The following is a 13,162-nucleotide window of genomic DNA, read 5'->3' as shown; positions in this document are numbered from 1 at the left end:
TATATCCGGGAGTTTAATTTCGTAAGTCTGATGAAGTAATAGGATGCGAAAAATAGCAGATGAGTCTGGCATTGTCCAAAAAGCGAAAACATCGGAACAAAAGCAAAAACACGGCGCTGAAATTTATAGCGCCGTGCTTTATTTATAATGCTAATATTATTTAGAAAACCGGTGATTTTGCGTCTTGTTTGCTTTTCTTTGCGATTTGCCTTTCTTGGAATGTTGCGTTTAGTAAACCGCCTAATATTAAAATCATCCCGGTAAAATATAGCCATAACATTAATATAATGACACCGCCAATACTGCCGTATGTGGAGCTATAGTTCCCGAAATTATTAATATAAAATGAAAAACCGTATGTCAAAACTAGCCAGCCGAATGTAGCAAAAACAGAACCCGGCACTACGCTAAGTACCGTTAAGCGCGGGTCTGTATTTGGCACAATCCAATACATAACCGTTAATAAAAGGAAAATAAGCGTAGGCGGTGCAATCCAGCGAACCGAATTCCAAATACTTTCAAATGATTCAGCTACACCAAAATAGCCAAACACGATATTGCCGATTTGCTGACCGAAAATCGGTAAGACAAGCGCCACTAAAATGATTGCCACTAATGAAACTGTAAAAATAAGGGACCAAATACGATTTAAAAACCCCGCCTTGCCTTCAACATCATAGGCGCGGTTTAAAGTTTTCATAAGCGCATCCACCCCTCGCGAAGCTGACCAAACCGTACCGATAATACCGATTGAAAGTAAGCCGCCATTCTGATTTGTCAACACTTCCGACAGCGTGCCTTCTATAAGTCCGTAAACTTCTTCAGGCATAATATCACTTAAAAAATCGAAAATTTGCCCTTGCTCCAAACTCAAGTAAGGTAAAAGTGTCACCATAAAAATAAGCATCGGGAAAAATGATAGCAAAAAGAAATAAGCAAGCTGCGCTCCCATTCCCGACATATCAACTTTTTGCATGCGGTATATTAAATCCTGGAAAAAGCCCTTTGTCGTTAATACATTGACCTGACTTCGTTCAGGTAAAATATATGATTTAATAAGCGCAATCTTTTCACGTATTTTTTGCTTTTCTGCCATGTAGCCACCACCTTTTAAGGTTATTTTGATTCAGCAGATGTTTTGGACATCCGCAGGGACAAAATAATGCTTTAGCGGATATCATAATATTTAAATGAAGTTTTTTGAGCATTCGAAATAAAACCTGAAACAATTATGCCAAGACGTAATTGATTAGCCGATTTGCTCATCCTTTTTGGAAAATGCCTGAATCGTTTCTGAAACCATGCTTTGAATTGTCGTAGGCAGTTCTTTAATGTCGTTGCCGTTTTGCATAATGGATTCGATATTACTATTTACTGTCCCGTACACTGATTGGGCTTGTTCAACTTTTGATTCGACTAGCTCCAACAATTCATCTCGATTTTCAGCATAATACGCAATTGTTTCTTTTGCTTTTTTTGCAGTTTCTATAGTATGTTCACGTGTTTGTCTATCCAGCATACTAATCGCCGCTCCTGTTACTGCGCCAATAGCTATAAACGGTAATAATTTGCTTTTCATTATTTTCTCTCCTCCTGTATATGCTTTCATATTCCCATAAAAATTTTCTACAAAACTTATATAGGTATATTTTATCGAATGTTCGGTATTTTTAAAAGCATTCAAATAACTTTATCTGGTTGACAAGAAGCGCCGTGCATGAAATGATATTTTTGTATACATTGAAAGGTAGGGCACAAAATATGGACTTATCCAATCCATCACAACAAAATGTCATCTATATGATTGAACAAATCAAAGAAAAGCTTCGTATGGTAAACGTGGACGCGATGCAATCAGATGCTTTTGATGAAGAGAAATACGAAGATCTGCAATATTTATATAAAATGGTTATGAAACGAGATTCATTCAGCCCAAGTGAAATGAATGCGATCGTTGCCGAATTGGGCTCACTGCGAAAGTAATGAACAATAAAAGCGCCAACAAGCTTATCCAATTCCGGTTGTCATTGAAGAAACCGATAAAGTAAATAGTCGGTGTTTTAGCCTACACGAAAAGAAGCTCATCGATTTATTTCGACGAGCTTCTTTTTATTGCCTGGCTATTCCCCAGGAAATAATAATTATTTGTTTAATTCGACAGCGATTTTTGCGCCTACGCGTGCGTTGTTTTTCACTAATGCAATGTTTGCATCAAGCGATTTGCCTTCTGTTAATTCCTTTACTTTACCGAGCAAGAATGGTGTTACATCCTTACCTGCGATGCCTTGCTCTTTCGCTTCTTTCAATGCATTTTCGATAATGCCGTTAATAACGCTTGCTTCCATTGCATCTTCTTCTGGAATTGGGTTTGCGATTAATGCGCCTCCACGTAATCCTAAGTCCCATTTCGCACGTAAAATAGCCGCAATTTCTTCTGCTGAATCAACACGGTTGTTCACATCAAATTCGCTTTCACGTGCATAGAACGCTGGTAGTTTGTCAGTGCCGTAACCAATTACCGGTACACCTTTTGTTTCAAGATATTCCAATGTTAAGCCGATATCCAAAATCGATTTTGCGCCTGCACATACAACCGCTACATTCGTCATTGCCAATTCTTCCAAATCTGCAGAAATATCCATTGTCGTTTCAGCTCCTCGGTGAACACCGCCAATACCGCCTGTTACGAATAGCTCAATGCCTGCTAGTTCTGCACAGATCATCGTTGCAGCCACTGTTGTTGCCCCGGTTTTCTTCGTTGCAAGTAAATAGCCAATGTCACGACGGCTTGCTTTAGCAGCTCCCTGGGCGTTGCCGAACATTTCCAGTTCTTCGTCTGATAAACCGATTTTAATTTTCCCGTCGATTAATGCAATTGTTGCTGGCACCGCACCACCATCGCGAATAATCTGCTCAACTTCGCGTGCTGTTTGTACGTTTTGCGGATATGGCATACCGTGCGAAATAATTGTCGATTCTAAAGCGATAATTGGTAAACCTTTCTCCTTTGCTTCCAATACCTCTTGTGAATATGATAAATATTGTTCCATTATAAATTCCTCCATTCAAGTAAGTTTTCCTTTGTTAAATCTTCTCGTACTGTTTTATCAGACTGCAATGTTTTAGATGCATTTACCAATCCGAGCTGGATTGCTTCTTCAAGCTCTTCATCGTTCAATGCGCCATGTAAAAATGCGCTTACAAAAGCATCGCCGGCACCTGTAACATCGACAATGTTTTTTGTTGAAATTGCCTTGTAATGTGTTAATTGGCCTGCATGACCTGCCATTACTCCATGTTCTCCTAATGTGAGGACAACGTATTTTGCGCCTTTTTGCAACATAGTATGGACAGCTTCTTCATAATGTTCATATGTTTCCAACTTCATATTTAAATAAGTCTCCGCTTCATCGCGATTGCAAATGAAGTAATGGACACCGTGCAGATCCTGTGGCATATTTTTCATTTTAGGCGAAGAAACAGGGATAATCGCCAATGGAATATTACGCTCTGTTGCGAACATCCTGACATATTCCACAGTCTCCAACGGACTGTTCAAATCAATTACTATACAGCTGGCATTTTGCAATATCGATTCATGCTTTTTTAAAACTGCCGGCAATAATTGATCGTAAATCGCCATATTGGCCATCGAGATGACTAGTTCGCCTTCACGATTGAGTACTGCTGTATATGACCCTGTATTATAGCCCTTTAACTTCTCCACTAAATCCAAATTCACTAAATTCCTGCAATTATGTTCGATAAATGCACTATCATGATCTTCACCCATTACGGTAATCAGTGAAACATGGTTGCCTAAACATCCTAGGTTTTCCGCGATGTTGCGCGCCACTCCCCCTACTGCTTCTGTAACAGTGGCAGGATTGGAGGTTCCTAGCTGTGCATCTTGCTCAATCGTGAACTTACGATCAACGTTTGCACCGCCAATTGCGATTATTTGATTTTTTTCTGGCAGGACATACGCTCGGCCTAAAATTTCTCCACGTTTAATAAGTGATGAGATGATGTTTGCAAGCGCTGGCCTCGACATCCCCAATTGCTCCGCCATTTCCTGCTGTGATAAATAGGGATTTTTTTTGATCAATTGAAAAATTAATTTTTCTTTCTCATTCAACTCTCTCACCTCAAACCAAACATTTGTTTATAATTATAAACTTTTGTTTGTAAAATGTCAAAAAAATTTCTGTACATCAATTTTCAACCATCTTTTAGTATGTTAAAAAAAACAGTTAATATAAGTGAAGAAAAACAATCGCCCACTCCTAATAATTTAAAACAATTATCCACACTTGTTTTATTTATATTGAATAGCCTATCGATATGCTTTTTAACTATCACAAAAGGCTGTTCGGAAATTTTTGCTTTCCAAACAGCCTTTACGCTACTCTACTATAATATCTCCATTTTCTGCTACACGAGGTTGAACAAGAACTTCAACACGGCGATTTTTCGCTCGCCCTTCTTCTGTATCATTTGTCGCAATCGGGCTAAATTCTCCGAAACCTTTCACACTAAAATATTTCGAATCGAGTTCTTCATTCCCTGCAACAACTTCTTTCATAAAGTTCACAGCACGCATAACAGATAAATCCCAGTTTGAATCAAATTCAGAAGTATTGATTGGGACATTATCTGTATGACCTGTAATTACAATATTACGCGGCGGATCAAATAATAGTAATTGAGATAGCTCATCGGCAATCGTCGCATATTCCGCTTTTACTTCCGCACGTCCCATATCGAATAAAATGCTATCACGAATCGTAATTAATAATCCTTCATCTGTCATCTTTGTTTCGAATTGATTTTCCAGCTCATTAATCGCAATAAATTCGTCCACACGATTTTGCGTTTCTTGAAGGCGCTCCTGATCTTCCATATATTTCGAAACACCTGACTGAATATTTGATGTAGAGCCATTTGGTGTTTGAACAACGGCTGGATTGTCCATTACGCCCGTGCCGCTTGTGAATATTTCATTGAACACAGCGGACATTTGCTGTAATTTCTTTTCATCCACAGAGCTTGATGCAAAAAGAACAATGAATAATGCTAATAATAAAGTTAAAATATCCGCATAAGGAACCAACCACGATTCGTCGACATGTTCCTCATGCTTCTTATGTTTCTTATGCTTCTTTGCCAAGGCCACCCGCCCCGCTTTCCGTAATTTGCTTACGTTCTTCCATCGTTAAATATGAAGCTAGCTTTTGCTCGATTACACGAGGGGCTTCACCTTCAAGTACTGATAAAATACCTTCAATCATCATTTGCTTTTGCTTTACTTCTACGGAAGATTTACGTTTTAACTTATTGGCAAATGGATGCCACAGCACATAGCCTGTAAAGATACCTAGCAATGTCGCAACGAATGCCGCTGAGATGGCAACACCTAATTTGTCGATATCTGTCATATCTTTTAATGCGGCAATAAGACCTACTACTGCGCCTAATACCCCGAGTGTTGGTGCATATGTACCGGCCTGAGTGAAAATTCCGGCTCCACTTGCATGACGGTCTTCCATCGCTTCTACTTCCTCTGTCAATACATCGCGAATATAGTCCGCATTTTGACCATCAATTGCAAGTGTCAGACCATTTTTTAAGAAAGGATCTTCAACTTCTGCTGCTTTGCTTTCTAATGCCAGCAATCCTTCGCGGCGCGCCAAATCAGCCCATTGTGAAAACATTTTAATTAGGTCAATATCACTTGCCAGTTTTGTTTCTGTAAATAAAATTTTGAAAAGTTTCGGAATTCTTTTTAATTCCTTCATTGGGAATGCGATTGTAACCGCTGCTATCGTACCAAAAATAATAATTAAAATAGCTGCAGGGTTCAATAATGCGTCGGGTGTTACGCCTTTCATAAACATCCCTAATAAAAGGGCGAAAAAGGCGATAATTATCCCAACAACCGATGAAATATCCATATGTAGTACCTCCAATATTACTATGTCTTTTTTTATTTCGGTATATTTATCTTTTTATTAACTTCCTATACACTAATATAAAGGCATTTTTTTTATTTTTCGATGCATTATTCGATTTTTCTATTCTTTTCTATGTTTTTGATTATAATGTATCAAAAATAACCAACTTTTATAGACTATTATCGGAGGAATGATTCAAATGAATTCTATGTTCGAAGGAAAATTAACAAAATACGCAGAATTAGCAGTAAAAATCGGTGTCAATATCCGGCCGAATCAGTATTTATACATCGCAGCTTCCATCGATTCGGCACCATTTGTTCAAATTGTAACAAAAATCGCCTATGAAGCTGGCGCAAAGCAAGTTTTCGTAGATTATACGGATGACCAAATTACACGCACCCGCTACGAGTTGGCGCAAGAGGATTCTTTCGATTTCTTCCCTCCTTGGAAAGTGCAGGAGCGTGAATGGCTTGCTGAACAAGGCGCCGCATTTATGAGCATCGTTTCACAAAGCCCGGACCTACTTTCAGGCATTGATTCAAAACGGATTGCTTCATTCCAAAAAGCAGCGGGCACTGCACTTAACAAATATCGACAATATGTACAGTCAGATAAAATCAGCTGGACAGTTATTGCAGCACCTTCAAAGCAATGGGCAAAAAAGGTATTTCCCGATTTACCGGAAGCAGAGCAAGTTGACGCATTGTGGGATGCTATTTTTAAAGCAACACGTGCCGATTTGGACAACCCTGTCGAAGCTTGGGCACAGCATAATGACAGCTTGCATGAAAAGGTTGATTACTTGAATAGCAAAAGCTACACTAAACTGCACTATACAGCTCCAGGAACGGACTTGACAATCGAGCTTCCAAAAGGGCATTTATGGTGCGGGGCTGGCAGTGTCAACGAAAAAGGCGACGAGTTTATGGCCAATATGCCGACTGAGGAAGTTTTCACAGTACCGCATAAAGATGGTGTAAACGGGTATGTATCTAGTACAAAGCCACTAAGCTATGGCGGCAATATTATCGACAACTTCAAAATCACATTTGAAAATGGACGTATTACGGATGTAGAGGCAGAACGAGGAGAAGAAGTATTGAAAAACCTTATCGCAACAGATGAAGGCTCCCATTACTTAGGCGAAGTAGCTCTTGTACCATTCCAATCACCTATTTCACAATCGAATATTCTATTTTTCAATACATTATTCGACGAAAACGCTTCGAACCACTTAGCGATCGGCAGTGCTTATGCGTTTTGCGTAGAAGGCGGGAAAACGATGTCACGGGAAGAGCTAAGCAAGCATGGTTTAAATGAAAGCATTACACATGTCGATTTTATGATTGGTTCTGCAGAGATGAATATTGATGGAATTACAGCAGATGGCCAAGCCGAGCCAGTATTCCGAAATGGCAACTGGGCATTTTAAGGGATAGTTTTTCCCGTTGTTTCAGCTGCAGTCATTGTCACTATTTTTGAAATACTGCTCGCTTTTACGATTGTTGATTTCCGAAATGATTATTAGTGACATGAAGAGCCGCTTTATGAAGGAACACCCTATTATAGTGAAATATAATTTTCAAGATGTCGCCATATTTACAATTTATTCTATAATAAATGCATAAATTACCCTACAATGTTCCAATTTATTAGGTTATAATTGGTTAATGATTCTTATTATTAAATAGAGGGGAGTTTTTATGATGTTTGATCACCGTCATCCATTTTTATCCGACTACTATGCAGTAGTATTAGGATACTCGGTTGTTATCCTTGTATGTTTAGTATTGTTCATCGTATACTTGCGTATCGGATTGCAATCTCATGATTCTGTTGTAATAGATTCAAAAGCCAGCGCATTTGCGCCAAACGAAAAATCATTGGATGGTCACCACCATCATTAAAATTTTTCACAACCGCTCAATTCGGCGGTTGTTTTTTGTTGCGCTTCTCTCTATTTAATTAATATTTAACTTAAATCGGACGGATTTGTTTAAATTATCTAAATAATATTTTAAAATATATAAAGAAACGAAAGGGGTATGAACAGCACATGTCTGCATTACAAACAATTTTAGAATATAATGAAAAATTCGTAGCTGAAAAGCAATATGAAGAATATGCTACAACGAAATATCCTGATAAAAAAATTGTTGTTTTATCTTGTATGGACACACGTTTAGTAGAATTATTACCAAAAGCAATGAACTTGCGCAATGGTGACGTCAAAGTTGTAAAAAGTGCTGGCGCAATCGTGAATCACCCATTCGGTGGAATTATGCGTAGTTTGCTTGTAGCTGTTTATGAATTAAAAGCGGATGAAGTTTATATTATCGGTCATTATGATTGCGGAATGAGTGCAGTTGATCCAAATGTAATGATTGGTCATATGCTTGAACGCGGGGTTACCCAGGAAACACTCGACATTATTAACTATGCGCGTGTAGATTTGAAGGAATGGCTGCGTGGATTTGGGGATATTAAAACAAGCGTCTTGAAAAGTGTCGACTTAGTAAGAAGCCACCCGTTAATGCCAAATGGAGTTCCTGTGCATGGGCTTGTCATTGATCCTCAAACAGGAAAGCTGGATTTACTGACAGACGGAAATATCGACAGTAAAGAATAATAAGCTATGGTGCTCACTCAAATGACTGTGGAATGAGCACTATAGCTTTTTTTAATTTGATTATATTCCCATATTAACTTTGGAAATCCACCCAAGCTTTAATATCTTTCGCGTAAGTTTCCGTACACTTTACACATAAAGAAATTAAACATTTTTGAAATCCCGCTGCAAAATGGCGTACATATAATGGTCAACCCATTTCCCGTTTATAAATAACAGCTCCCGCAGCAAGCCCTCTCTCGTAAAGCCTGACTTTTCCAATACGCGGATTGATGCTTTATTTTGAGGGGCTACATATGCTTCGATACGGTGAATATTTATAGTTAGAAACGCAAACTCCATCACTAGATGAACCGCCTCTGTTACAATCCCCCGGCCGATGAAACCTTGATCCATTGAATAGCCGATAAATCCGCTCGAATACGGCAAACGCTTTATCGAATAAAGGGAAATATGTCCGATTAACTGGCCTGTATCATTGTGAAAAACCCCAAAGGAAAACTCCCGATTTGACTGGAGTAGATGCAAGCTCTCCAATATTTTTTTATACTGTGCCTCTTCTGTATAAAATTCTTCTCGGTGTAATGGTTCATATGTTGACCAATAGAGCTTATTGTCCCCAAGTAATTTTGCCAATGCCTTTGCATCCGACGGGGTAAAAGTACGCAACGAACATTTTTGCCCAATAAGTTGAACCATTGGACCCTCCTTTTTTTGAAATAGCTTGAGTAAGCTTCTCATATGTCTCACCTACATTTCATTACAAAGCTCGCTTGTCATTTATTTTGACTTTTTCTTTTTTGATTTTTTTGGCTTTGGCTGTATTTCTATGAATTCTGTCAGCTCTACATCTGCCGCTACTTCCTTCTGTTCTTCGAAAACATTTGTCAGCTGTAATCCGCGTCTTGCTGCCTCTTTCTCAATATGGGAAATAACTTCCTTTAAAACTTGAACGCGCGCATACAATTTATCGTTGCCCGGGATTAAACACCAAGGCGCGTTTTCTGTATCGGTTTTAGCGAACATCTCATCTGCTGCTTCACTGTATAAACTGAATTTTTCCCGGTTTCTCCAATCTTCGTCAGTCAATTTCCATGATTTATATGGGTCTGCTGCACGGTCATTAAAGCGTTTTAGCTGTTCATCTGCATCGATATGTATCCAAAATTTGATCATAATATAGTCTTCATCTGTTAATTGCTTTTCAAAGTCATTAATTTCGTTGTAGGCACGCTTCCATTCATGTTCTTCCGCAAAGCCCTCAATGCGTTCTACTAATACGCGACCATACCAAGAACGGTCAAATATAGCAATCTGTCCGTGCTGCGGCAGCTTTCTCCAAAAACGGTGCATGTAATGATAGCGCATTTCATGGGGCTGTGGTGCGGAAATTGGCGTTACGATCAATCCGCGTGGATCAATGCGCTCAGTTAAACGCTTAATGGCTCCCCCTTTGCCCGCTGCGTCCATTCCCTCAAATGCAATAATAAGGCCAATTTTATTATTGAATAAAAATTGCTGTGCATTAAGCATTTCATATTGCAGAACTTTCAATTTCTTTTTATACATTTTCTTATCCATTTCCAGTGTTAAATCCAAGTTTTTAAGCTTCTTCATTTTAGCTGCCTCCTCTATTCCGTATCATTACATATATTTTACTTGAAAGTGTATGTAAATGGTAATTGTTGCTTTAATTTATTTGAATCATTTGATTATTTTATGTTGAATCATAGTTTTTATAGAACTATAAAACCGGATAAGAAAAAGCTGTGCAAAAAGCCAAATTGAGCTTTTACACAGCATTTTTATAATCAGTCTTCTAAAGTTGTTAAAATAATCGGTTTGTCTTTCGTTACGATAATGGAATGTTCAATTTGGGCAACCAACGATTTATCTGGTGTTACGAATGTCCAGCCATCACCCGATTCCACGATATGTTCAGCCTTAGCTGAAATGAATGGCTCTACTGCCAACACCATGCCTTCTTTCATGATTGTCGTGTCCCAAGCGTCGTAATAGTTTAATACGTGGTTTGGCTCTTCATGCAATGATTTGCCTAATCCGTGTCCTGTTAAATTCATAATTACCGTCAACCCGTGATCACGTGCTTCACGCTCCACCGCTTTCCCGATTTGGTTGAGCTTCGAACCTGCTTTAACTTTTGTCATCGCACGGTCAAATGCTGATTTTGCTACTGTACAAAGTTTTTCCTTCTCTTCATAGCCTTCTCCAACGACAAAAGAAATTCCCGTATCTGCAAAATACCCATCCAACGAGCCTGAAACATCTATGTTTACGATATCGCCTTCTTGAATGGCTTTATTACCTGGGATACCGTGTGCAACTTCATGATTCACTGAAATGCATGTATAGCCTGGAAAATCATACTCGCCTTTCGGACCTGAAATAGCGCCTGCCTCAGCAAACATGCGCCCTGCAATTTCATCTAATTCTTTCGTTGTCACGCCAGGTGCTGTCGCAGCTTTCATTGCCTCACGAATTTCAGCACAAATACGTCCGATTTTTTTAAACGCTTGAATTTCTTCTTGATTTGTAACAATCATGTGTAACTTCCTTCCTCTTAAACAATGTCTACCCTTAACTATAGCATACTTAAAATCGGTTGTAAGTGTTCAACGTTTTTTTAAATAATAACATTCCGTACAGAAATGACCGATAATTTTGAAGGATAAATTATTGCTTATTGAATCGGTATTAAAAGTAAATTTGCTGTCAAAAATAAACAGGGATTCTTTTTTATGGCTCTTCATCAAAAGTTGGGGATGACAAAACTTCATGCCAAGGCGAGTTGATTGGAATGGAGGGGAGGCGAGTGTTCGTGCTGACGGTTTCACCTTTCGCACTGTAAAAACACCAGCTGACGGCTAGCGCCTTTCGCTACAAGATTTTCTCTGTGACGAAAGCATTAGCGACAGTCACAAGCAAGCTTCCAGCGGGAACAGCAAAATTTATTTTGCGACGAAAGCGTCCGACCCGCAATGGAAATCAACCCCATGTTATGGTGATGAACCTTTTTTATGTATATTTTCTTGAAAAATTAGAGTTCCCCAACAAAAAAGAAATAGGTTTGCAGCGATATGACTCCACTACAAACCTTTTGATTTTATTTAAACTTGCTGCACCTTTTGCAATAAGCGCGGTGCTGATGTGAATAATAAGACAGCAATAATAGCCGTAATTACAGTTGCAGGAAGCATGTAGGAACTATTATAAATAATCGAATATGTCCATACATTTTCATCGCCCGCATATTCTTTAAAGAAAATAACACCTGCCAGCAAATGTGAGACAAAGCGTAATGAGCCGCCTATCAACGCTCCTATTATAATATATAGCGTCATTTTTCCTTTATTAAGCGATAGGGATGCTTGCAATAAAGGTTTTCTTACAAGAGCAGCCAAGCCTACAACCGTAAATGCCAGGCCATAATCGAGAATTGCTTGAAGCCAATGCACAATATATGCACCGAACATCATTTGCATAACTCCGATAAGTAATCCTGTGGCAAGGCCTGCTGTCAATCCCCAACGAATCGCCATTAAAATAATCGGAATCATTACAAAGCTGATCGATCCACCTTGTGCCCACATTTTAAAAGATATTTGGTCCAACACGAGTCCGATGGCAGCGAAAATCGCTATTTCCACCATCATCAATAATTTTTTTCTTGTCCATAACAATGCCCCTTTCTTTTTTCCGATGTAACAGAAGTGAAGAAGGAATAGAAAACATAAAAAAAACGATAATCAGGACAAAAGCCTGACTATCGTTTGAACAGTCGGTTTCTATCCACATCCCTACGCAAGTTTTAACTTACAGGTTCAAAGAGTCAGTGCAATCACGTGCACAATCTCAGCCGACTTACTCGGCCCCCCTTGTGGTACATCTAAGTATTTATTGTTTGAACAAGCTCATTGTATCGAATATTTCCATAATTATCAACCGCTATTATTTTGAAACTAAATTTGCGGATGTCACGTATATGTAAATGTATATGTATAGAGGAGGGAAAAATGATGGACCAATCAAAAGGTTTAAGTGCAATAAGCTATTTGAGTTTTTATTTTGCGCCATTTATTTTGCCGTTAATTATATTTTTTGTTTCAAAAGATGAATTTGTTAAAAGCAACTCCCAAAAGGCATGTATTACACAATTCATCCCGATTGCACTTGGCATTATATATATGATTTACTTTTTCGCCTCAGCGCTTTCTTGGAATGATACTTTTACAGCGCACGACTTTTTTGTAAGCACATACTTTATAGGCTTTGTATTATTAGTCATTATTTTCTTTGCAGCGGCAATTTGGAATTTAGTCCAGGCAATTAAAGTTTTACGGTAATGTTTATCTATGCCTAATATTTGGGTATATTTTTTGTACGAAATGTCATTCGTTAAGGAGTGTTATTTGTGAAACTAAATAAATTCATTAAAACAGCAATCAAATATGGACCAATCGTGTATCCCATCATAAAAAAAATGATCGATAAAAAATCGGTCCCGCAACCTACGAGCACACGACGAACTCCGAAACGTTAATAATAGCGGTTCGAC

Annotated in this window: 16 protein-coding genes and 1 riboswitch; of the genes, 6 read left to right on the top strand and 10 right to left on the bottom strand. The window is 38.6% G+C overall.

Annotated features, from left to right (window positions below):
• Positions 1–160 precede the first annotated feature (160 nt).
• Positions 161–1,096, bottom strand: a complete 936-nt coding sequence (locus ACTHOQ_RS11395) for a YihY/virulence factor BrkB family protein (protein WP_440496268.1) — start codon at positions 1,094–1,096, stop codon at positions 161–163.
• Positions 1,097–1,249: 153 nt separating this feature from the next.
• The gene (locus ACTHOQ_RS11390; RefSeq protein WP_440496267.1) at positions 1,250–1,579 is read right to left on the bottom strand and encodes a YtxH domain-containing protein; all 330 of its coding nucleotides are present in this window, start codon (positions 1,577–1,579) and stop codon (positions 1,250–1,252) included.
• Between the two features lie 182 nt (positions 1,580–1,761).
• On the opposite strand from ACTHOQ_RS11390, the gene ACTHOQ_RS11385 reads away from it, so the two are divergent.
• The gene (locus ACTHOQ_RS11385) at positions 1,762–1,983 is read left to right on the top strand and encodes a DUF1128 domain-containing protein (RefSeq protein ID WP_440496266.1); all 222 of its coding nucleotides are present in this window, start codon (positions 1,762–1,764) and stop codon (positions 1,981–1,983) included.
• Positions 1,984–2,141: 158 nt separating this feature from the next.
• Here ACTHOQ_RS11385 and ACTHOQ_RS11380 read toward each other — a convergent pair whose 3' ends face one another.
• From ACTHOQ_RS11380 to motA, 4 genes are all read right to left on the bottom strand, one after another.
• On the bottom strand, positions 2,142–3,050 hold the full coding sequence (locus ACTHOQ_RS11380) for a pseudouridine-5'-phosphate glycosidase (protein WP_440496265.1): 909 nt from the start codon (positions 3,048–3,050) through the stop codon (positions 2,142–2,144).
• Positions 3,050–4,138: a carbohydrate kinase gene (locus ACTHOQ_RS11375; protein ID WP_440496264.1), complete on the bottom strand. Its 1,089-nt coding sequence runs from the start codon at positions 4,136–4,138 to the stop codon at positions 3,050–3,052. The genes ACTHOQ_RS11380 and ACTHOQ_RS11375 overlap by 1 nt, the downstream gene beginning before the upstream one ends.
• 267 nt (positions 4,139–4,405) lie before the next feature.
• Complete coding sequence (gene motB / locus ACTHOQ_RS11370) at positions 4,406–5,170, bottom strand: flagellar motor protein MotB (RefSeq protein ID WP_440496263.1); 765 nt, start codon at positions 5,168–5,170, stop codon at positions 4,406–4,408.
• On the bottom strand, positions 5,154–5,954 hold the full coding sequence (gene motA / locus ACTHOQ_RS11365; RefSeq protein ID WP_440496262.1) for a flagellar motor stator protein MotA: 801 nt from the start codon (positions 5,952–5,954) through the stop codon (positions 5,154–5,156). Before motA ends, motB begins: the two co-directional genes overlap by 17 nt.
• A 199-nt stretch (positions 5,955–6,153) precedes the next feature.
• Here motA and ACTHOQ_RS11360 point away from each other — a divergent pair, with 199 nt between their 5' ends.
• The 3 genes from ACTHOQ_RS11360 (at position 6,154) to ACTHOQ_RS11350 (ending at position 8,586) form a co-directional block, all read left to right on the top strand.
• Positions 6,154–7,389, top strand: a complete 1,236-nt coding sequence (locus ACTHOQ_RS11360; protein ID WP_440496261.1) for an aminopeptidase — start codon at positions 6,154–6,156, stop codon at positions 7,387–7,389.
• Between the two features lie 271 nt (positions 7,390–7,660).
• A complete protein-coding gene (locus ACTHOQ_RS11355) occupies positions 7,661–7,864 on the top strand; it encodes a hypothetical protein (RefSeq protein ID WP_440496260.1) in 204 nt (67 codons plus the stop codon).
• A 149-nt stretch (positions 7,865–8,013) separates the two neighbouring features.
• A complete protein-coding gene (locus ACTHOQ_RS11350; RefSeq protein ID WP_440496259.1) occupies positions 8,014–8,586 on the top strand; it encodes a beta-class carbonic anhydrase in 573 nt (190 codons plus the stop codon).
• A 144-nt stretch (positions 8,587–8,730) separates the two neighbouring features.
• Here ACTHOQ_RS11350 and ACTHOQ_RS11345 read toward each other — a convergent pair whose 3' ends face one another.
• From ACTHOQ_RS11345 to thiT, 4 genes are all read right to left on the bottom strand, one after another.
• Positions 8,731–9,285, bottom strand: coding sequence for a GNAT family N-acetyltransferase (locus tag ACTHOQ_RS11345; RefSeq protein WP_440496258.1), 555 nt, complete (start codon positions 9,283–9,285; stop codon positions 8,731–8,733).
• A gap of 81 nt (positions 9,286–9,366) precedes the next feature.
• A complete protein-coding gene (locus ACTHOQ_RS11340; protein ID WP_440496257.1) occupies positions 9,367–10,203 on the bottom strand; it encodes a polyphosphate kinase 2 family protein in 837 nt (278 codons plus the stop codon).
• 194 nt (positions 10,204–10,397) lie between these two features.
• Positions 10,398–11,150, bottom strand: coding sequence for a type I methionyl aminopeptidase (map, locus tag ACTHOQ_RS11335; RefSeq protein ID WP_440496256.1), 753 nt, complete (start codon positions 11,148–11,150; stop codon positions 10,398–10,400).
• Positions 11,151–11,714: 564 nt separating this feature from the next.
• A complete protein-coding gene (gene thiT / locus ACTHOQ_RS11330; RefSeq protein ID WP_440496298.1) occupies positions 11,715–12,260 on the bottom strand; it encodes an energy-coupled thiamine transporter ThiT in 546 nt (181 codons plus the stop codon).
• Positions 12,261–12,384: 124 nt separating this feature from the next.
• A riboswitch (TPP riboswitch) is annotated at positions 12,385–12,493 on the bottom strand.
• 130 nt (positions 12,494–12,623) lie between these two features.
• On the opposite strand from thiT, the gene ACTHOQ_RS11325 reads away from it, so the two are divergent.
• A complete protein-coding gene (locus ACTHOQ_RS11325; protein ID WP_440496255.1) occupies positions 12,624–12,950 on the top strand; it encodes a magnetosome magnetite crystal formation protein family in 327 nt (108 codons plus the stop codon).
• A 59-nt stretch (positions 12,951–13,009) separates the two neighbouring features.
• Positions 13,010–13,147: a small protein YxzF gene (gene yxzF, locus ACTHOQ_RS18925; protein WP_502229919.1), complete on the top strand. Its 138-nt coding sequence runs from the start codon at positions 13,010–13,012 to the stop codon at positions 13,145–13,147.
• Positions 13,148–13,162: the final 15 nt, after the last annotated feature.

This window comes from Solibacillus silvestris (assembly GCF_051967575.1).
Lineage (GTDB): Bacteria > Bacillota > Bacilli > Bacillales_A > Planococcaceae > Solibacillus > Solibacillus silvestris_B.
This window is presented reverse-complemented; position numbering and strand designations above follow the sequence as displayed.

Bases quoted from the DNA above. Each gene is read 5' to 3' on its own strand.
- ACTHOQ_RS11395 (WP_440496268.1), bottom strand. From the start codon at position 1,096: ATGGCAGAAAAGCAAAAAATACGTGAAAAGATTGCGCTTATTAAATCA.
- ACTHOQ_RS11390 (WP_440496267.1), bottom strand. From the start codon at position 1,579: ATGAAAAGCAAATTATTACCGTTTATAGCTATTGGCGCAGTAACAGGA.
- ACTHOQ_RS11385 (WP_440496266.1), top strand. From the start codon at position 1,762: ATGGACTTATCCAATCCATCACAACAAAATGTCATCTATATGATTGAA.
- ACTHOQ_RS11380 (WP_440496265.1), bottom strand. From the start codon at position 3,050: ATGGAACAATATTTATCATATTCACAAGAGGTATTGGAAGCAAAGGAG.
- motA (WP_440496262.1), bottom strand. From the start codon at position 5,954: ATGGATATTTCATCGGTTGTTGGGATAATTATCGCCTTTTTCGCCCTT.
- ACTHOQ_RS11360 (WP_440496261.1), top strand. From the start codon at position 6,154: ATGAATTCTATGTTCGAAGGAAAATTAACAAAATACGCAGAATTAGCA.
- ACTHOQ_RS11355 (WP_440496260.1), top strand. From the start codon at position 7,661: ATGATGTTTGATCACCGTCATCCATTTTTATCCGACTACTATGCAGTA.
- ACTHOQ_RS11350 (WP_440496259.1), top strand. From the start codon at position 8,014: ATGTCTGCATTACAAACAATTTTAGAATATAATGAAAAATTCGTAGCT.
- ACTHOQ_RS11345 (WP_440496258.1), bottom strand. From the start codon at position 9,285: ATGGTTCAACTTATTGGGCAAAAATGTTCGTTGCGTACTTTTACCCCG.
- ACTHOQ_RS11340 (WP_440496257.1), bottom strand. From the start codon at position 10,203: ATGAAGAAGCTTAAAAACTTGGATTTAACACTGGAAATGGATAAGAAA.
- map (WP_440496256.1), bottom strand. From the start codon at position 11,150: ATGATTGTTACAAATCAAGAAGAAATTCAAGCGTTTAAAAAAATCGGA.
- thiT (WP_440496298.1), bottom strand. From the start codon at position 12,260: ATGATGGTGGAAATAGCGATTTTCGCTGCCATCGGACTCGTGTTGGAC.
- ACTHOQ_RS11325 (WP_440496255.1), top strand. From the start codon at position 12,624: ATGGACCAATCAAAAGGTTTAAGTGCAATAAGCTATTTGAGTTTTTAT.